Consider the following 17822-nt stretch of genomic DNA (forward strand, 5'->3'; position numbering starts at 1 on the left):
AAATAAGTCTTTTTTATATCGGGTTAAATTCACAAAACTTTAATAATTGTTATGCGTGTTTTAAAAAAGTTTTCAAATAAATTCATTTTTGAAAAAATGAATTTATTCTGATTTAGTCCGTTGTGATAGTCTTAAAAAATCGGTTCCGGTCATGTTATTTTCTTCTTCAATATACTGCTGTGCTATTTTATTCAAAATTAAGATACTGATACGGCGATTAGCATCTTTACTGTAATTAGGATTGTTTAAATTCACTGTATCGGCAAGTGCAATAATTCGAATAATTTTATTTGAGTCTAATCCACCAGCTATAAGCTCCCTTCTTGATGAATTAGCTCTATCTGCAGATAGTTCCCAATTGCTATATCCTCTATCACCTGTTGTATATTGGCGTTCATCAGTATGGCCTGACAAAGTGATTTTATTTGGTAAGGAATTGATAATTGGCGCTAATGCATGCAGAATTTCTTGCATATTAGGATCAATGGTTGTACTACCAACATCAAACATGGGTTTATCATCTGAAGCTAAAATTTGAATCCGTAACCCCATTTCAGTTAATTCAATAATAAGATTAGGTGCTAATTTCTTTAGACGTTCATCAATTTCAAAAATATCATAAATTTTACGTGCCGCTTCAATCATCTGTATTTTTTCAAGTTGCTGTTTTTCAACTTCATTTTGTGATAGGGTAGAATGATAACTCTTTTCTTCACCAAGTTGTTTACTAACATCATCACCACCACCAGGAATCGGACTTTCACTATCGCTAATATTTTTACCACCATTGTAGCCAAGAATTAAAGGGGTTCTAAAGTATTCAGCAATACCTTTCAGTTCTTGAGGGGTAGATGTAGAAATTAACCACATGACTAAAAATAGTGCCATCATTGCAGTCATAAAGTCGGCATAAGCAATTTTCCACGAACCGCCATGATGTCCACCACCATGCCCTGATTTTTTCTTTATAATTATTCTTACAGATTTATCTTTCATTATTTTTTATTTTCATTTGGATTAGATTTTTTGTCTTTAACTTCTTGTATGTATTTTTCTAATTCAAAGAATGATGGCCTTTCATGAGAAAATAATGTTTTTCGCCCAAATTCAATACAAATTTGTGGCGCATAATCATGCATGCTGGCAATAAGTATTACTTTAGTACATTCTAGAACTTTCACTGTATCGGCGTTTCTTTGTTTTAATAAAGCAGCTAATGGCGAAACAAAACCGTAAGCAAGCAAAATCCCTAAAAAAGTTCCTACCATAGCATGAGCGATAAGCTCACCGAGTTCACTTGCTGGTCTATCAGCTTGAGCAAGTGTATTAATTACGCCCATTACAGCAGCGACGATCCCAAATGCTGGTAGACCATCACCAATCCCTGAAATGGCATCTACAGGTTTTTCAAGTTCGTGGACAAATGTTTCAATTTCTTCACTCATCAGTGTTTCTATTTCAAATACATCCATATTGCCACTAATCATAAGACGTAAGTAATCAGTGATAAAATCACAAATTCTTGGATTAGCTAAAATAAGTGGATATTGTTTAAATAATTCACTTTCATGAGGATTATCAATATCTGATTCAATGGATAGTCCTCCATTTTGACGAATCTTCGTCAAAATGGTATACATAAAATTAATGAGTGTTAAATATAGATTCTTATTATATTTGGATGTTTTAAACAATTGACTTAAAGACTTAAGTGTGGCTTTTATTGTTTTTTGTTCATTACTAACAATAAAAGCGCCTATTGCAGCACCACCAATAATCAGTAATTCGAGTGGCTGAAATAGTACGGCTAAATAACCACCACTGAGTACATAACCAAGTAGCGCCGAAGCGATCACTACAATATATCCTATAATTATTAGCATTGACTTTTTTCTTTCTCCATAAAATAACAGCTGAATTTCTTTAATATTTATTTAAGCAGTGATCTGTTTGGCAACTGATGAATTTAAATAACTCGGTTTCGATAACACTTTCATGCATTTTTCGTCATTTTCTTTTTGTGTTTTATTATTTTTATCCGCCCTTGACGGAGGCTGACATAAACTGCAAGTAAAAGTATTTTGTGGATGATAAGCGTGTGTAATAAAACGTCCACGACATGCGTTACAACATGATTGTTGCATTATTTTCTTTTCGACAAATTTGACTAATATCCACGCTCTGGTTAATCCTAAAACAGGTTTATCCTTATGTGATGAAAATTGGCATTGCTCTAAATAAAGTTGATAGGCTTTTAAGATAGTTTGAATGCCTGATTTTAGACCATTTTTAACTAAATAATAGTATGCGTTATAAAAAATACTCGCATGGATATTAGGTTCCCATGTCATAAACCACGAGGTTGAAAACGGTAATAAACCTTTAGGTGGAGGACAACCTTGAATCTCTTTATAAAGCTTTATAAGTTTATTTCGACTTAAGTTGGTTTCACTTTCCAGCATTTGGATTCTCCCTCCTAAGGAAATCAATTTGATAGCGAGTTGAGTTTCCTCATATTTTTGAATAATACTTGTACTTGTCATCTTAGTTCCTTAGCTACTTATTGATTGAATCTAATAGCAAACTTGATAAAAGAATTCCTGTATGCATCTGTTTAATATCTCTAACGCGAGATTCTTCAGTAAGTTTTTTCATCATTTCAGCATTTTCAAATCGTAACTGAAAAGATAATTGATTTGTTTCTGATAGAATCAACATTTGAGAGGTGTTTAAACGGCTAAGTATATCTGCCGTTTCTTCATCAATACCTAATCGATACATTGCCATGACTTTGTCTTTCTCAATCATTTTCTGGCTTAATAGTAGTGTTGATAGGTTCAAATGATGTATACATTTTAGAATATCGTCATCTAATAAATTTCCCAATTTAGTCACCAATCTATATCTATTTTTATCCGCATAAAAAAACGAATAATTAGTAAAATTAAATTTATTTCATTTTTTTATGACTAAAATTACATTTTTAAACGCAAAAGGTCAATAAAAAAATAATTTCAATTATTTTTTCGTTTAATTACAATTTATTTTAATTATTTTTTTATCTTTTCTAAAAATTAACTTTACTTTGTATTCTTTTGATAGCTTGGCTATGTAATTGGCTTACTCTTGATTCGCTGATATTCATTACTTTACCAATCTCTTTTAAATTGAGATCCTCTTGGTAATAAAGTGATAAAACAAATTTTTCTTTTTCTGGTAGTTTTTCAATTTGTTGAATAATTGTATTACGAGTTTCCTCATCTATTATTGCTAAAAAAGGATTATTATCTTCATCATTTTTAATAATGGTATCAATGCTGTCACCCAGTTTTTTATGGATTTCATCATATGAACATATTTGGCTATTATTTGAATCTAATAAAATTTTTCGGTATTCACTAATAGGCAATTTTAAATATTTGGCAATTTGATAATCGCTAGGAGTTTTACCTAACTTCTGTTCTAATTCATTAATTGCTGTTGTAACATCTCTAATTTTTTTACGGGTTTGTCTTGGCAACCAATCACGACTACGTAGTTCATCAAGCATTGCACCTTTAATTCTCGGTATGGCAAATGTAGCAAAAGTACTTCCTTGAGATGTATCATAACGTTTTATTGTGTCTAATAAACCGATATAGCCAACTTGTAACAAATCATCTAGTTCGACTGTTGCAGGTAAACGAACTGCTAATTTTAAAGCTTCATTACGCACCAAATGAATATATTGTTGCCAATCGATTTTGTGTATTACACCGCGTGAGTTATATAAGCTATCATCCATTTTTGAACCAATGTTAAAAAAAATGTCTAACATTATTATGACGATGGTTAGCAAATTTAATGGGTTGAATAAAGGGCTAAAAAATAGCTAATTATCATTATTAGTCATAACAGCATTATAAAATGCTGTTATGACTATATGACAAAGTTAGGATAATCAGAAATGAGATTCAGAATTATTGTAATAAAGAAAGTACAGATTGAGGTACTTGGTTAGCTTGTGCTAATACTGAAGTACCTGCTTGTTGTAAAATTTGACCTCGAGTCATGTTTGATACTTCTGTTGCATAATCAGCATCTTCAATACGGCTACGTGCAGAACTTAAATTATTGACAGTATTATTGATATTAGTTACAGTTGATTCGAAACGGTTTTGTACCGCACCTAGTTGCCCTCTTAATGCATCAATTTTTGATAATGCAGAATCAATTGTTTTTAATGGATCTTCTGTTGGTGAATCAGATACGTTAAATCCATTTAAACCAAGTTCAGTGCTATCAATTTTTTTCAAATTGATTTCAATAGTTTCGCCGTCATTTGCACCTACTTGAATTTTAAGTGTTTTATCTTCAGATAATACTTTAGAACCATTGAAATCAGTTTGGTTAGAAACACGATCAATCTCATCTAGACGTTGAGCAATTTCATTTTGAATTGATACTAAATCACTTTCAGAGTTGGTACCATTTGCCGCTTGAACAGTTAATTCACGAATACGTTGTACGTTGTTGTTGATTTCGTTTAATGCACCTTCAGTAGTTTGTGCAAGTGAAATCCCATCATTTGCATTACGAGCAGCTTGTGTTAATCCTTTGATGTTTGATGAAAAACGGTTAGCAATTGCTTGACCTGCTGCATCATCTTTTGCGCTATTAATACGCATACCTGATGAAAGGCGCTCAATAGAAGTACTAAGAACGCTTTGAGAATTGTTAAGGTTATTTTTTGCCATTAAAGACATTGTATTTGTATTAATTACTTGTGCCATTTTTATCTCCAATAATATAAATATTAAAATCAACAAGATATTTAAATTTAATTCAATATTCTTGCTGACAAATAACTTATCGGTAACAAAACAGGGAACTTTAATATTTTTGATGATTATTTTTTTATAGTAGCAGTTTAGTTGCAAATTAAAATAATATTATTAAATAAATCAAAGTGTTATTTTTTTAGAAAATTTCCCAATGATTTTTTATTCAAAAAAATAGATTGTTATCAATTTATTAAATAAATATTTAAAAGAAGACTAAATTTTTTTAATTGTCAGCCGATATAAACAATATTGAATAATTGTTATAGGTAGATTAAATCATGGCAATGAGCGCATTAGGCATTGGTTCTGGAATCGATCTTAATGGTATTTTAGATCAACTAGAAGTGGCTGAAAAAACACGTTTAACACCAATTACAACTCAGCAAAAAGCAATTAATGCGAAAATTAGTGGTTTTGGTAAATTAAAAAGTGCATTAACAACATTTAATACTGCAACGGAAAAACTTCAAAAAAAAGAGCTTTTTCAAAGCCGAATAGCAACAGGAAATGACAATTATTTTTCGGTAAAAGCAAATAGCAAAGCAGCATTAGGTAATTATACAGTGACAGTTGATCAATTAGCGACATCTCATGGTATTGCTACATCGACGATCAATGATAAAAATGCTAAGTTAGGTAATGATAACCCAACGCGAACTATTACTATTGAACAAGCGAATGGTCAAAAACTTGATGTAACCTTATCTCAGGATGAGACATCTTTGCAATCAATAGCAAATGCCATTAATAATGCCAAAGTTACTAATGAAGATGGAACAACCTGCCCTTCAACAATGAATGCTGCCATTATTTGTTCTGGAGCAGATGGTTATCAATTAGTCATCACATCTAAAGAAACAGGTGAACAGCAAAGCATTACGTCTATTTCATCAGATGACGAAATGTTAAATAATGTTATTGGATTTGATATTAATCAACCCAGCAATAGTTATATGACTGAAGTTGCAAAAGCGCAAGATGCTAAATTTTCGTTTAATGGTATTGCCATAACCAGTAATTCTAATACTGTTAAAGATGTAGTTCAAGGTGTGGATATTACATTAAAACAGACCACAACAATTAGTCAGAACCTTGCTATAACAGCGGATAATGAAAAAGTGGAAGAAGCCATTAAAGAATGGGTCGAGGCATTTAATCAATTACAAACAACAATATCAACGTTAACAAAATTCACCACAGAAGAGACAAATTCAAAAGAACTAAATAGCAATAATGGTCCGCTTATTGGGGATTCAACATTACGTAATATTGATCAAAGTATTCGCTCAATATTTGCCAAAGGGCAAGACGGAGAATTTTCTGTTTTAGCTCAAATCGGCATTAACATGGACAAAAATGGCATGTTAACGATTAAAGAAAGCGAGCTACAAAAAGCGCTCAGTGAAAACAGTGAAGCGGTGGCAATATTATTTACTGGTGATGGCAAAACAACGGGTATTGCTAATGAAATTTTTTCTAAAGTGAGTGGATTTATTGATAGTGATGGCATGATTGATTCAGCAACCAATGGCTTAAATTCTACATTAAAATCATTAGATAAACGGCATGAACAAGTAAGCAGTTCTATTGAGCAAACTATTGAGCGTTACCGAGTTCAATTTACCAAATTGGATATTTTAATCAACTCATTAGATAGTATGAGTAATTATTTAACTACCCAATTTGATATGATGGCAAATTCAAAAAAATAGAGAATAGTAATGTATAAAATGGGCTCTCATGCTTACGAGCAAGTGAATTTAGAAACACGTATTAGTCAAGCGTCGCCCCATCAATTGATTGTCTTATTATTTGATGGTGCACTTAACGCAATTAAATTGGCTAGCTTGTATATTCAAAAAGGCAATATTGTCGGTAAAGGTAACGCAATTTCTAAAGCGATTAATATTGTTGATAATGGTCTTAAAAGCTGTCTAGATTTAGAAAAAGGCGGTGAAATTGCCGAAAATTTAGATCGTTTATATCACTATATTAGCCAACAATTGTTATTAGCTAATTTACATAATGATCAAGAAAAACTGCAAACTTGTTACGATTTACTTAACAATATTGCTGAGTCGTGGCGTGAGATTGCTAAGTAAAAAAGGATGGTTATGCAAGGAAATAACTTATTAGAGCAATATGAACAAGTTAGCTATATTGTTGAACAAATGTTGATTAGTGCACTGGATGAAAACTGGGATTTATTGTTGAGTTGGCAAACGAAATATCTTCAATTATCAGAAAATATTATGTTAGTCGATGATTTTGCTGCCATTGAAAATATGCCTTTACAACACCAAGGCATTGTTCGCATGTATATTAAGAATATACTTAGTTATCAACAACAACTAACTCAATTGATAATTGCTCGTCATACTCAGCTTAGAGGTTTAATAGGTAAACATATTGATTATCATAACAAAGTAGGAAACTACCAAAAAATTGCGAGTTTAGTATAAATTTTAGAAGCGTTTGGTTCGGCCTTATTTTTCATAATAAGGCCATAAAAATCTATTACTGTGTTGATTAAATATATTATTTTATGCCAGAATAAATAATCATACATAAAACAACCACACAAAAAATATCTCTTTTTATTTATTATCTAATAGAGGCTATGAATTAAACATTCATATTCATAATTTCTTGATAAGCAGCAACCAGTTTATTGCGTACTTGAATACCAAACTGCAATGAAACCGATGATTTTTGCATATTAACCATGACCTCATTCAATGAAATATTTGCATCTCCCATTTCAAAAGCTTTAGCTTCATTATTTGTTTGTATTTGTAGTTGACTGATGTTATCTAAAGCGGTTTTTAATTCTGAAACAAAGTTTTTATCTGCAAAATTCGTTTTTGAGGAAATTGACGTTGATTCATTTAAATTATCAAGGTTAAATAAATTTAACATGTTGATTGTATTCATTTATTGTGTTTATTTTTCTGTTTTTTGTTAATGTGTCGCTAAATTTATCATAAAAACTAAAAAACAAAGGGTCTAAGTAAGGGAAAAAGTGCACGCTTTTCTTGCCATTGAATTTTTTAAATACATGGATAATAGCGAACAGAGTTAATCTAAATAGTTTAGAGTCAGGGTGCCAATGGCTAGTCAAACAGTCAATAATAAAGGTGAATCAATATTAAATAAGTTGCCTTTTATAAATCAACTAAAACAAAACACCAAAATGGCATTGTTAATTGCAGCTGTAATTATAATAGCCATTATTAGTTTTATTTATTTATGGGCTAAAGATGAGTCTTATGCAGTTTTATTCAGTAATTTAAATGATAAAGATGGTGGTGAAATTATTAGCCAGCTTGATAAGATGAATATTCCTTATCAATTTTCGTCTTCTGGTTCCACAATCTTAATTCCACAAGATAAAGTTTACGATACCCGATTACGCATTGCTCAGCAGGGTTTACCAAAAGGTGGGGCGGTTGGTTTTGAATTGCTCGACAAAGAAAGTTTTGGTATGAGCCAATTCAATGAACAAATAAATTATCAACGAGCTTTAGAAGGCGAATTATCCCGAACAATATCCATCATCAGTAGTATTGATGATGCTAGAGTGCATTTAGCGATGCCTAAACCTTCTTTATTTGTCAGGGAAAGGAAATCTCCTTCTGCATCGGTGGCGTTAACGTTATTTCCTGGGCGATCGTTATCACAAGGTCAAATCGATGCCATTATCCATTTAATTTCCAGTAGTGTGCCAGAATTACAAGCAGATAAAGTAACCATTATCGATCAGCGTGGTCACCTGTTAACTGGTGAAGGTTATCGTGATAGAAACACAAATGTTGCTCAACTTGAATTTGGTGAGCGAATTGAAAATAATATTCGTGAACGAGTAGAAAAAATCATCATCCCAATTTTGGGTAAAAATAATGTCAAGGTACAAGTGAATGCTGATATTGATTTTAGTCGACAAGAATCAACATCAGAAACTTATGATCCTAATAGTGATATTGCTAATCAAACTATTCGCAGTAAGCAACAAGTAGAAAATCGTCAATCAGCTAAAAGCTATGGTGTAGGTGGTGTGCCAGGAGCGTTGTCTAATCAACCTGTACCTGCATCTAGCGCGCCAATCGATGAACAAGATGAAAAAGAACCGACTGAAAAACACGATAAGCAAGGAAATTACAGCTTGCAATCAAATAATACCGTTAATTTTGAAGTAAATAGAAAGGTTATACACAGTCAAATACCTGAAGGTCGTATTAAGCGTTTATCAGTTGCTGTTTTGGTGAATTATAGATTCGTTACAACCGAGCCAGATAATGTTAAATCTGAAGATGTTGACAGTGATAATGACAATGACAAGTCATCTTCCATAACTGAACAATGGGTAAAACTAGATAGTGATGAACTGAAAAATATTGAGGCATTAGCCCGTCAGGCAATGGGGTTTTCTGATTTACGTGGTGATAGCTTGACTGTTGCAAATTTGAAATTTACCGATCAAACACTTGATGACAACGATAATATGGCATTTTGGAAAACTCCTGAATTTTATGATTCTGCTAAAACAGTAATTAAATATCTAATTTATATTATTATTTTATGGTTTGCGTGGCGTAAGGTTTTACGTTCGGTATGGATAAAATTACAACGTAAATTCCTTATTGATAATGGAGAATCATTAGTTTCTCAATCTACCGTAGACGATAAGTTAGATTATAAAGCTCACAGTAAACAACAGCAAAAAATATTTGAAGATAATACGCAACAACAACAGCATATACGGAAAATTGTTGAAAAAGAACCGCGTGTAATGGCACTAATTATTCGTAATTGGATAAATAAGGAGGACACTGAGCAATGATATTAAGTGAATCTCAAAAAGTAGCTGCGATTTTAATGGTGTTAGGTGAAGGGTTAGCGGCACAAGTTATGCAACATCTTAACCATAAAGAAGTGCAACAAATTAGTAGTGCGATGATGTCATTACCTCAATTTTCTCAAGAACAGTTGAAAGGTATACTTAATGAGTGCCAAGTTGCTCTTGAAGAATGCGCTGTTTTAAATACCGATCCAGATGGTTACTTACGTTCAATATTGGGTCGATCTCTTGGTAGTGAAAAAGCCGAACGTTTACTGGATGAATTATTAGATACAGGAAAAGAAGAAGCAACCGATGGTCTTGAAATGCTTAACTATGTCGATGCTACAAGAGCAGTTGATTTGGTCAAAAAAGAACATCCACAAATTATTGCAACTATTTTAGTTCATCTAAATCGTGATTTAGCGGCAGAAATTCTAAATCTATTTGATGATGAATTACGAAATGATGTCATGTTACGTATTGCAACTTTTGGAGGAGTAGAGCCTTCTGCGCTTCAATTACTCTCAACTTCATTATCGACTTTACTACATGGTCAAAATATCAAACTTAATAATCTTGGTGGTATACGTACTGCAGCAGAAATTATTAACTTAATGAAAACACAGCAAGAAGAGCAAGTTATTAATGCATTGCGTGATTATGATGGAGAGTTAACCCAAAAAATTATTGATGAAATGTTCTTGTTTGAAAATCTTGTTGAAGTGGATGATAGAAGTATTCAACGCTTACTTAAAGAGGTCGATAATGAAATATTAATAATTGCGTTGAAAGGTGCATCAGTTGAATTACGAGAAAAACTATTGAGTAACATGTCACAGCGAGCGGCATCTATCTTACGTGAAGATTTAGAAAATCGACCTCCTGTGCGTTTATCTCAAGTTGAAACCGAACAGAAAAAAATATTGGCTATTGCTCGTCGATTAGCAGAAAGTGGTGAAGTGATCCTAAGTAGCGGTGATGATGAATATGTGTAATCGGCCCGATAGATTAAATTGGGAACCATTAAGTTTTCAAGATTTCTCTTTATCCGAATTACCGAAATTAAGTAAAAATGAAGTTGCTATAAACGTTGAAACTGATGATCCTGAAACAGAACTAACTACTACTGAGATAGATAATGTTGTAATTGAACCAGAGTTAAATCAGGCACAACAGTTAGAGCAGTTAAAAGAAGAGGTAAAAAAACAGGCTTATCAGGACGGTTTTAATTTAGGTCAACAAGAAGGTTTCAATGCAGGTAAGCAAACTGGTTATGATGAAGGATATCAAATTGGCGAGCAAGAGGGGCGCCAGTTCATTGAACAACAACTTAATGAAGAAAAATTAAATGCCGTTCAAGCTATAGCTAATTTAATAACCAATTTTCAAAATTCGATTAACGAAATTGATGAATTAATTGTTCCTAAATTGTTTGATTTAGCATTGATTGCTGCGCAAAAAACAGTAGGCACGATACCCAAAGCTAAGCAAAAACAGCTTATTTATACCATAAAAACATTAGTTGAACAGTGTTCAGTCTTGTCTGAACCTATTGCATTGCATCTTAATCCGGCTGATTTACTGTGGTTAGAGCCCATGCTGAATGATGAAATCAGTCAACATCATTGGCAACTTATTGCCGATTCTAACGTAGAACAGGGTGGATGCAAGATATTTACCGAAACTAATGAAATTGATACAAATATCGATCAACACTGGCAAATAATCTCTGATAGCCTAAAAGAGGACAATCATTAACGTGAGATATTCTGCACAATGGCTAAATAAAATTGACCAAGCTACACAACAACTTGAATCTCTATCACTAATCCGCAAATATGGAAGATTGATCAAAGCATCGGGACTTGTGCTAGAAGCTATTGGACTAAAGTTACCTTTGGGATCTAACTGCTTGGTTGAACGACAAACCGACGGTCGAATTGAGCCCGTTGAGTGTGAGGTAGTTGGATTTAGTGATAAAACACTTTACTTAATGCCATTTGAATCAACTGACGGTATTTTATTAGGGGCACGAGTCTATACTAAGCAATATGATCTAACACATTTTAACCATAAAGTATTACCTATGGGAATGGGATTATTAGGTCGAGTGGTTGATGCTATGGGAACCCCCTTGGATGACAAACCATTTCCTGAGCATATTGAGTATGCTGGATTAGCCAATAAATCCCTCAATCCACTACAACGTACTCCTGTTCATCAGGTTCTTGATGTTGGTGTTAGAGCTATAAATGCCTTGCTAACCGTTGGCAAAGGGCAACGAATGGGTTTATTTGCTGGATCAGGCGTTGGTAAAAGTGTCTTACTAGGCATGATGGCTCGTTATACGCAAGCGGACATTATTGTTGTCGGTTTGATTGGTGAACGAGGTCGAGAAGTTAAAGACTTTATCGAAAATATTTTAGGCGAAGAAGGATTGGCACGAGCCGTTGTTGTAGCAGCACCAGCGGATGTTTCGCCATTATTACGCTTACAAGGAGCGGCATATGCAACAAAAATTGCTGAAAACTTTCGTGATAAAGGCTTTAACGTTTTATTGATTATGGACTCTTTAACTCGTTATGCTATGGCACAACGAGAGATTGCTTTAGCAATAGGTGAACCCCCAGCAACTAAAGGTTACCCACCATCAGTCTTTGCAAAGCTACCCGCATTAGTTGAAAGAGCTGGTAATGATGAAGAAGGGAAAGGCTCAATTACTGCATTTTATACGGTATTAACCGAAGGTGATGATCAACAAGATCCGATTGCAGATTCGGCCAGAGCAATTTTAGATGGACACATCGTTTTATCTCGCTCTCTTGCTGAATCAGGGCATTATCCAGCTATTGATATTGAGGCTTCAATCAGTCGCGTAATGACAGATCTTACTGCCCCTGAAGATGAAAAAAAATCTAGATTATTTAAACAATTATTTTCAAGTTTTCAACGAAACCGTGATTTGATTAATGTTGGTGCTTATGTATCTGGCACAGATCCATTATTAGACAGAGCAATAACGCTATATCCTGCCATGCAAAAATTTTTACAACAAGGTATTAATGAACATTGCTGTTATCAAGATGCCTATCAACAATTAGCGGCCATTGTTGAGCCACCATTAGCTCGTTAGGGAAATATCATAATGAATAAAAATCCTTCACAACTTGCATTTTCAACATTAAAAAAATTGGCGCAAAAGTCGGTAGACGATAACTTGATAAAACTAAAAAAAGCAAATGAAAATCATCAAAATGCACAATCTCAGCTAAATGTTCTAAATAATTATTATGTTGAATATCAACAAAAATTAAATAATGCTTTATTTGAAGGTATTAAAGGTAGCGAGTTAAACAATTTTAAATCGTTTATTGCTTCAATTGAGCAAGGTATTGAGCAACAAAAAAAACTATTGTTATCGTTAGATATTAAACAAAAGCAAATTACAAATCAGCTTAATCAATCACAAAAAAGCTTAAACACATATACCACACTATTAAATAAGCAGTATAACCAATATTTGCAACGACAAAATCGGTTACAGCAAAAACTGACAGATGAATTTGCACAGTTACAATTAGCAAGGAGAGTATTAAATGAATGTTAATCTTATTAATGATGTGAACCTTACTACCTCTCATCAATCAGAGCTAGTTGAAAAGGATTCAACGAATAAAAATAATGATTGCTTTCAACAATTATTAAGGTTAAGTGAAAATCAAGTCGAACAAAATAAAAAAACAATTAATGCCAAGTTAAATGTTATCGATGATGTGCAGGAAGATAATGATGTTGAAATGTTAATTACCGCCATTTATCCTTTTAATATACAAATTCTTGAGCAAGAAAAACAGACTTTTTTAAGTACAGTACAAGATGGTGATATAATAAAAAAACATCAAAATGCTGAAATATTAAATGTTAATTTATTCGATAATTTACCGCCAAAAACGTTAATCAATGAGCAGGGAAAACATTTACTTACTTCTATATTGAACGATAGAAATGAAATGCAAAATGATAGTGACTTTATGCAAAAATTAGCGGTAGATCGAACTCAATTTATAACAAATAATCACGATAATGACGGGAAAATACAAACCAATCAAGAGTTATTTTTGTTAACCAATACCAATGGACAAAACCAGCTATTATCACCAAATAGTATTAGCGCAAGATCAGCGACAATAAATTTACCTACACAAAATATTATGCAGTGGCAAACTTCATTAACTGAACAAATTATTATGTTTAATCGTCAAGGAATTCAAACTGCCGAAATAAAATTACATCCACAAGAGTTAGGCTCAATGTACATTAAGTTTGCAATGAATGATGATAAAATGAATCTTCATATGATCGCTGCACATAGCGTTGTTAAAGGTATGTTAGAATCGGCCTTACCTTTTTTAAAAACATCATTAGAAGATCAAGGTATTACACTAGAGCAAACAAATATCGGTGATTTTTCAATGATGAATGATTCAAAACAATCTGATACACCGCAACAAACAAAAAGCAATCAAACCCAGAAAGTAGTATCACTTGATATAATAGACGATAGTATTGAGCAATCCCTAGTTGAAAGTCGATCAATTAAATCTAGACTTAGTATATTTGCTTAACTAATAAAATTATTATTTTTTGAGCAATTTTATGTTTTAAATCAATTGAAACGTTTAAATAGGTAATGTTTTGTTGCCTATTCTTCAAATCAATTTAAAAAATATGATTTATTATTCTTGTAACTATACCTAATTAATGGGTTATAAATCTTTTTAAATTTATAGAGACAAGAATAAATATGCCTACCACGAAAAAAAAAGTAAGTGTTTTAAATCTAATCCTTATTCTTATTACGTTGTTAGCGATAAGTGTTGCGGCTTATTTGTGGTTTCAAAATCATTCACAAAGCACAACTAGAGCGCAAGAAGAACCCGAAGTTACGTCACCGGTATTTTTAACATTAAAACCGTTTACTATTTCATTACCTGTCTCAGAAGATAATATTGAAATTAATAAAATCATTTATATTGGAATAGTTTTGCGTATCGCTGATGAAGATCAAAGAACGGTGTTATTAGATTATTTACCTGAAGTAAGAAGTGACGTGCTACTTTTAACTTCAAAACAGTATGTCAACAAACTAAAGCAAGAATCGGGAAAAGTCGATTTACAAGAACAGATAAAAAATACCTTATCAAGACAATATGATGCAAAACATTGGGTAAAAGTTGATGAAGTTCTATTTACTGATTTTATTATACGGTGATTACTATGCCCAATAAGATAGAGCCCATAACGGATTTAAATGAAAATAGTGATGCTGTACAACTATCTGATAGTTTTGTTAACGATGGTGACGATAGCAGTATTGATGCTTCTTCTTTTTCGTTACCTTCTGGTAAAAAGGTTGATGTTAAACCTTATGATTTATCGGTAAAACATCGCTTTATTCCTGAACGATTAACCGCATTAGAAATCATTAATGAACGTTTTGCTCGTCAGTTTAGAATTGGGCTATTTAATCGATTGCGTCGCAATGCCGATGTAGTTGCATCGCATATTGAACCACAAACATTTGAGGAATTTTCTGATATTTCATCGGAAAACCATTTAAATTTAGTTCATCTTAACCCATTAAGAGGTTCAAGCTTATTTTCATTTTCACCTGAATTAGTCTTTATTATCGTTGATTCATTATTTGGGGGAGACGGGCATACAACTAAAATAAAAACACAAGGACGAGAATTTACCCACACCGAACAGCAAATCATAAAACGAGTATTAGAATTAGCATTAGTTATTTATCAAAATGCATGGGCTGATGTATACCCAATTGAAACCGAATATATTCGCTCTGAAATGCAAAGCAAATTTACCAACATTACCAGTTCACCTGATGATGTCGTGCTAACAACAAACTTCAAAGTCGAAGTGGGTCATAGCAAAGCAACATTTTGCATTTGTATCCCTTATTCTATGGTTGAACCAATCAAAGAGTTGCTAATAAAGCCACCTATCGAAGAACAGACTTATCAAGACGATAATATCTGGATGAGTTCATTAACCACTGGAATTAAACAATCATCTGTCGAATTAGTTGCCAATTTTACCCATATTCATACAACCGTTGAAAAACTGTTAGCGTTAAAAGTTGATGATATTTTAACAATTGAAAAACCAACAAATATAGATGTAACAGTTGGCGGTGTACCGGTATTAAAAGGCCATTACGGTAAAGTAAATAAACAGTATGCAATTCAAGTAGAACAGGTCATTAATCCTGTGATAGAACAACTGAATGAGGGAGTGTTCAATGACTGACATTATACCAAATAACGACGAAGACCAAGAAGAAAAAGTAATGAATGGTGAACTCATCACTAAAGAGGCTATTTTTGAAACATTATCTCCGCAACAAACAAAAGATAAAAAGCAAGATATTAATCTTATATTAGATATACCTGTTGATTTAAGCGTAGAACTTGGTCGAACCAAAATAGCTATTAAAGATCTATTAAATCTAACCCAAGGTTCGGTAATTGCATTAGATGGGCTTGCAGGAGAACCACTAGATATATTAATTAACGGTTATTTAATAGCTCAAGGCGAAATTGTGGTAGTTGGCGATAACTATGGTGTGCGTATCACCGATATTATTACTCCATCAGAGCGTGTAAGAAGATTAAGCCGTTAATGACAATAAAGCAACCTAATTTGGTTCAACCTACGGTTGGTGTAACCAATACTAATACCTTATCGCCATCGTCTTCTGATTTAAATATTTATACTGAAATTGGATCGTCAATGGGATTAACGCTTATTGTGATCATCGGTTTTATTTTATTGCTAGGATGGCTCGCAAAACGAATGGGTTGGAAAAAAACGACCGAACAATGGATTGATGTCAAAGCCACATATAACATTAATCCTAAAGAACGTATTATGGTTATTCACGTTGATAACCAATTATTAGTGGTAGGTGTTACTCCTCAACAAATGACATTGTTACATACCATCAATGAAGAAAGAACCAAAGTGTTACTTTCGCAAAATGGAGCAGATAAAAGTCTTACGAAAATTAACGCATTTCAACAGATATTACAATCCGCTTTAAAAGTGAAAAAGGAGTAACAACAAGTGCGATTAAATTTAACTATTTTGCTAAGTTTATTGCTATTTAGCTTATCTAGCCATGCTGAAACTTCAGCTTTAACTAACATAAATCAGCCCCTAACAGGTGGGCAAAATTGGTCGTTACCAGTTGAAACATTAGTCTTTTTAACATTGCTCACTTTTATACCAGCAATATTATTATTGATGACCAGTTTTACAAGAATTATCATTGTGTTAGGTCTGTTACGTAATGCCCTAGGTACGCAATCAGCACCGCCGAATCAAGTTATTTTGGGAATTTCGCTTTTTATGACTTTTTTTATTATGTCGCCAGTCATTGATAAAATTTATCAAGAAGCGTATGTGCCATATTCACAAAATCAAATTACCATGCAAGAAGGATTAACAAAAGCAACTAAACCATTACAAGAATTTATGCTTACCCAAACGCGAGAAAATGACCTAGCGTTATTTGTTAACATGTCTCATCAAAACGACATTCAAACACGGGAAGACGTTCCTTTAAAAGTATTAGTTCCTGCTTTTGTGGTGAGTGAATTAAAAACAGCGTTTCAAATTGGTTTTACAATTTTTATTCCATTCTTAGTAATTGATCTAGTGGTAGCAAGCACGCTTATGGCATTAGGAATGATGATGGTGCCACCAGCGACAGTATCATTACCATTCAAATTAATGTTATTTGTCTTGGCTGATGGTTGGCATTTATTACTTGGATCATTAGCACAAAGCTTTTTTAGTTGAGTCGCACTATGTCATCTGAATATATCAGCACGTTAGCCATACAAGCGATAAAAGTTGCGGCATCATTAGCTGGACCGTTATTATTAGCCGCATTAGTAACAGGGTTAATTATTAGCTTATTACAAGCTGCGACGCAAATTAACGAAATGACATTATCATTTATTCCCAAGATCATAGTGGTCATTGTGGTTTTAATAATATTGGGTCCATCAATGCTATCAACCATGATCGACTATATCCAAACCGTTATTACTGATATTCCTAACTTAACCCGTTAA

General features: G+C 32.9%; 22 protein-coding genes. 15 read left to right on the top strand and 7 right to left on the bottom strand.

The genetic code is table 11. From position 1 onward, the window contains the following. Positions 1-102 precede the first annotated feature (102 nt). The 6 genes from motB to A9G43_RS00915 form a co-directional block, all read right to left on the bottom strand. Positions 103-996, bottom strand: a complete 894-nt coding sequence (gene motB / locus A9G43_RS00890; RefSeq protein WP_065605866.1) for a flagellar motor protein MotB — start codon at positions 994-996, stop codon at positions 103-105. Beyond that, the gene (motA, locus tag A9G43_RS00895; RefSeq protein WP_065605867.1) at positions 996-1883 is read right to left on the bottom strand and encodes a flagellar motor stator protein MotA; all 888 of its coding nucleotides are present in this window, start codon (positions 1881-1883) and stop codon (positions 996-998) included. The genes motB and motA overlap by 1 nt, the downstream gene beginning before the upstream one ends. Before the next feature lie 51 nt (positions 1884-1934). Then, the gene (gene flhC / locus A9G43_RS00900) at positions 1935-2543 is read right to left on the bottom strand and encodes a flagellar transcriptional regulator FlhC (protein WP_065605870.1); all 609 of its coding nucleotides are present in this window, start codon (positions 2541-2543) and stop codon (positions 1935-1937) included. Between the two features lie 13 nt (positions 2544-2556). Beyond that, positions 2557-2886 carry a flagellar transcriptional regulator FlhD gene (gene flhD / locus A9G43_RS00905; protein WP_065605872.1) on the bottom strand — a complete coding sequence of 110 codons (330 nt, stop codon included), beginning with the start codon at positions 2884-2886 and terminating at the stop codon, positions 2557-2559. Positions 2887-3067: 181 nt separating this feature from the next. Continuing rightward, complete coding sequence (locus tag A9G43_RS00910; protein WP_255308715.1) at positions 3068-3817, bottom strand: RNA polymerase sigma factor FliA; 750 nt, start codon at positions 3815-3817, stop codon at positions 3068-3070. A 142-nt stretch (positions 3818-3959) separates the two neighbouring features. Next, the gene (locus A9G43_RS00915) at positions 3960-4772 is read right to left on the bottom strand and encodes a flagellin N-terminal helical domain-containing protein (RefSeq protein ID WP_065605875.1); all 813 of its coding nucleotides are present in this window, start codon (positions 4770-4772) and stop codon (positions 3960-3962) included. Positions 4773-5101: 329 nt separating this feature from the next. Here A9G43_RS00915 and fliD point away from each other — a divergent pair, with 329 nt between their 5' ends. From fliD to A9G43_RS00930, 3 genes are read left to right on the top strand one after another with little or no spacing between them, the layout of a single operon-like run. Further along, positions 5102-6535 (top strand): flagellar filament capping protein FliD, encoded by a 1434-nt coding sequence (fliD, locus tag A9G43_RS00920; protein WP_081297975.1) that lies wholly within the window; start codon positions 5102-5104, stop codon positions 6533-6535. A gap of 9 nt (positions 6536-6544) precedes the next feature. Continuing rightward, on the top strand, positions 6545-6925 hold the full coding sequence (fliS, locus tag A9G43_RS00925) for a flagellar export chaperone FliS (RefSeq protein ID WP_065561657.1): 381 nt from the start codon (positions 6545-6547) through the stop codon (positions 6923-6925). 12 nt (positions 6926-6937) lie between these two features. Beyond that, positions 6938-7285, top strand: a complete 348-nt coding sequence (locus A9G43_RS00930; protein WP_065605879.1) for a hypothetical protein — start codon at positions 6938-6940, stop codon at positions 7283-7285. Between the two features lie 163 nt (positions 7286-7448). On the opposite strand, the gene fliE is transcribed toward A9G43_RS00930, so the two are convergent. Further along, positions 7449-7757, bottom strand: a complete 309-nt coding sequence (gene fliE, locus A9G43_RS00935; protein ID WP_081297976.1) for a flagellar hook-basal body complex protein FliE — start codon at positions 7755-7757, stop codon at positions 7449-7451. 175 nt (positions 7758-7932) lie between these two features. On the opposite strand from fliE, the gene fliF reads away from it, so the two are divergent. The 12 genes from fliF (at position 7933) to fliQ (ending at position 17822) form a co-directional block, all read left to right on the top strand. Beyond that, positions 7933-9663 (top strand): flagellar basal-body MS-ring/collar protein FliF, encoded by a 1731-nt coding sequence (gene fliF / locus A9G43_RS00940; RefSeq protein ID WP_065605883.1) that lies wholly within the window; start codon positions 7933-7935, stop codon positions 9661-9663. Further along, positions 9660-10658 carry a flagellar motor switch protein FliG gene (fliG, locus tag A9G43_RS00945; RefSeq protein ID WP_065605885.1) on the top strand — a complete coding sequence of 333 codons (999 nt, stop codon included), beginning with the start codon at positions 9660-9662 and terminating at the stop codon, positions 10656-10658. Before fliF ends, fliG begins: the two co-directional genes overlap by 4 nt. After that, positions 10651-11421: a flagellar assembly protein FliH gene (locus tag A9G43_RS00950; RefSeq protein WP_176701675.1), complete on the top strand. Its 771-nt coding sequence runs from the start codon at positions 10651-10653 to the stop codon at positions 11419-11421. Before fliG ends, A9G43_RS00950 begins: the two co-directional genes overlap by 8 nt. Beyond that, positions 11417-12796: a flagellar protein export ATPase FliI gene (gene fliI / locus A9G43_RS00955; RefSeq protein ID WP_065605889.1), complete on the top strand. Its 1380-nt coding sequence runs from the start codon at positions 11417-11419 to the stop codon at positions 12794-12796. The genes A9G43_RS00950 and fliI overlap by 5 nt, the downstream gene beginning before the upstream one ends. A gap of 12 nt (positions 12797-12808) precedes the next feature. Beyond that, positions 12809-13270: a flagellar export protein FliJ gene (gene fliJ / locus A9G43_RS00960; protein WP_051634102.1), complete on the top strand. Its 462-nt coding sequence runs from the start codon at positions 12809-12811 to the stop codon at positions 13268-13270. After that, positions 13260-14288: a flagellar hook-length control protein FliK gene (locus tag A9G43_RS00965; protein WP_065605891.1), complete on the top strand. Its 1029-nt coding sequence runs from the start codon at positions 13260-13262 to the stop codon at positions 14286-14288. Before fliJ ends, A9G43_RS00965 begins: the two co-directional genes overlap by 11 nt. Positions 14289-14467: 179 nt before the next feature. After that, positions 14468-14935 carry a flagellar basal body-associated FliL family protein gene (locus tag A9G43_RS00970; RefSeq protein ID WP_065605893.1) on the top strand — a complete coding sequence of 156 codons (468 nt, stop codon included), beginning with the start codon at positions 14468-14470 and terminating at the stop codon, positions 14933-14935. Positions 14936-14940: 5 nt separating this feature from the next. Beyond that, positions 14941-15990 carry a flagellar motor switch protein FliM gene (fliM, locus tag A9G43_RS00975; RefSeq protein ID WP_065605895.1) on the top strand — a complete coding sequence of 350 codons (1050 nt, stop codon included), beginning with the start codon at positions 14941-14943 and terminating at the stop codon, positions 15988-15990. Then, on the top strand, positions 15968-16363 hold the full coding sequence (gene fliN, locus A9G43_RS00980; protein WP_218058573.1) for a flagellar motor switch protein FliN: 396 nt from the start codon (positions 15968-15970) through the stop codon (positions 16361-16363). The genes fliM and fliN overlap by 23 nt, the downstream gene beginning before the upstream one ends. Continuing rightward, entirely contained in the window at positions 16363-16800 is a 438-nt protein-coding gene (gene fliO, locus A9G43_RS00985; RefSeq protein WP_065605899.1) for a flagellar biosynthetic protein FliO, read from the top strand. The genes fliN and fliO overlap by 1 nt, the downstream gene beginning before the upstream one ends. A gap of 6 nt (positions 16801-16806) precedes the next feature. Beyond that, a complete protein-coding gene (gene fliP, locus A9G43_RS00990) occupies positions 16807-17544 on the top strand; it encodes a flagellar type III secretion system pore protein FliP (RefSeq protein WP_065605901.1) in 738 nt (245 codons plus the stop codon). Between the two features lie 8 nt (positions 17545-17552). Further along, positions 17553-17822, top strand: a complete 270-nt coding sequence (gene fliQ, locus A9G43_RS00995) for a flagellar biosynthesis protein FliQ (protein ID WP_034909516.1) — start codon at positions 17553-17555, stop codon at positions 17820-17822.

The organism is Gilliamella sp. Occ3-1, assembly GCF_001690655.1.
Classification (GTDB): Bacteria; Pseudomonadota; Gammaproteobacteria; order Enterobacterales; family Orbaceae; genus Gilliamella; species Gilliamella apicola_P.

Excerpts from the sequence above, each read along its gene's own strand:
- motB (WP_065605866.1), bottom strand. The coding sequence starts at position 996 with ATGAAAGATAAATCTGTAAGAATAATTATAAAGAAAAAATCAGGGCAT.
- motA (WP_065605867.1), bottom strand. The coding sequence starts at position 1,883 with ATGCTAATAATTATAGGATATATTGTAGTGATCGCTTCGGCGCTACTT.
- flhC (WP_065605870.1), bottom strand. The coding sequence starts at position 2,543 with ATGACAAGTACAAGTATTATTCAAAAATATGAGGAAACTCAACTCGCT.
- A9G43_RS00910 (WP_255308715.1), bottom strand. The coding sequence starts at position 3,817 with ATGTTAGACATTTTTTTTAACATTGGTTCAAAAATGGATGATAGCTTA.
- A9G43_RS00915 (WP_065605875.1), bottom strand. The coding sequence starts at position 4,772 with ATGGCACAAGTAATTAATACAAATACAATGTCTTTAATGGCAAAAAAT.
- fliD (WP_081297975.1), top strand. The coding sequence starts at position 5,102 with ATGGCAATGAGCGCATTAGGCATTGGTTCTGGAATCGATCTTAATGGT.
- fliS (WP_065561657.1), top strand. The coding sequence starts at position 6,545 with ATGTATAAAATGGGCTCTCATGCTTACGAGCAAGTGAATTTAGAAACA.
- A9G43_RS00930 (WP_065605879.1), top strand. The coding sequence starts at position 6,938 with ATGCAAGGAAATAACTTATTAGAGCAATATGAACAAGTTAGCTATATT.
- fliE (WP_081297976.1), bottom strand. The coding sequence starts at position 7,757 with ATGAATACAATCAACATGTTAAATTTATTTAACCTTGATAATTTAAAT.
- fliF (WP_065605883.1), top strand. The coding sequence starts at position 7,933 with ATGGCTAGTCAAACAGTCAATAATAAAGGTGAATCAATATTAAATAAG.
- fliG (WP_065605885.1), top strand. The coding sequence starts at position 9,660 with ATGATATTAAGTGAATCTCAAAAAGTAGCTGCGATTTTAATGGTGTTA.
- A9G43_RS00950 (WP_176701675.1), top strand. The coding sequence starts at position 10,651 with ATGTGTAATCGGCCCGATAGATTAAATTGGGAACCATTAAGTTTTCAA.
- fliJ (WP_051634102.1), top strand. The coding sequence starts at position 12,809 with ATGAATAAAAATCCTTCACAACTTGCATTTTCAACATTAAAAAAATTG.
- A9G43_RS00965 (WP_065605891.1), top strand. The coding sequence starts at position 13,260 with ATGAATGTTAATCTTATTAATGATGTGAACCTTACTACCTCTCATCAA.
- A9G43_RS00970 (WP_065605893.1), top strand. The coding sequence starts at position 14,468 with ATGCCTACCACGAAAAAAAAAGTAAGTGTTTTAAATCTAATCCTTATT.
- fliM (WP_065605895.1), top strand. The coding sequence starts at position 14,941 with ATGCCCAATAAGATAGAGCCCATAACGGATTTAAATGAAAATAGTGAT.
- fliN (WP_218058573.1), top strand. The coding sequence starts at position 15,968 with ATGAGGGAGTGTTCAATGACTGACATTATACCAAATAACGACGAAGAC.
- fliO (WP_065605899.1), top strand. The coding sequence starts at position 16,363 with ATGACAATAAAGCAACCTAATTTGGTTCAACCTACGGTTGGTGTAACC.
- fliQ (WP_034909516.1), top strand. The coding sequence starts at position 17,553 with ATGTCATCTGAATATATCAGCACGTTAGCCATACAAGCGATAAAAGTT.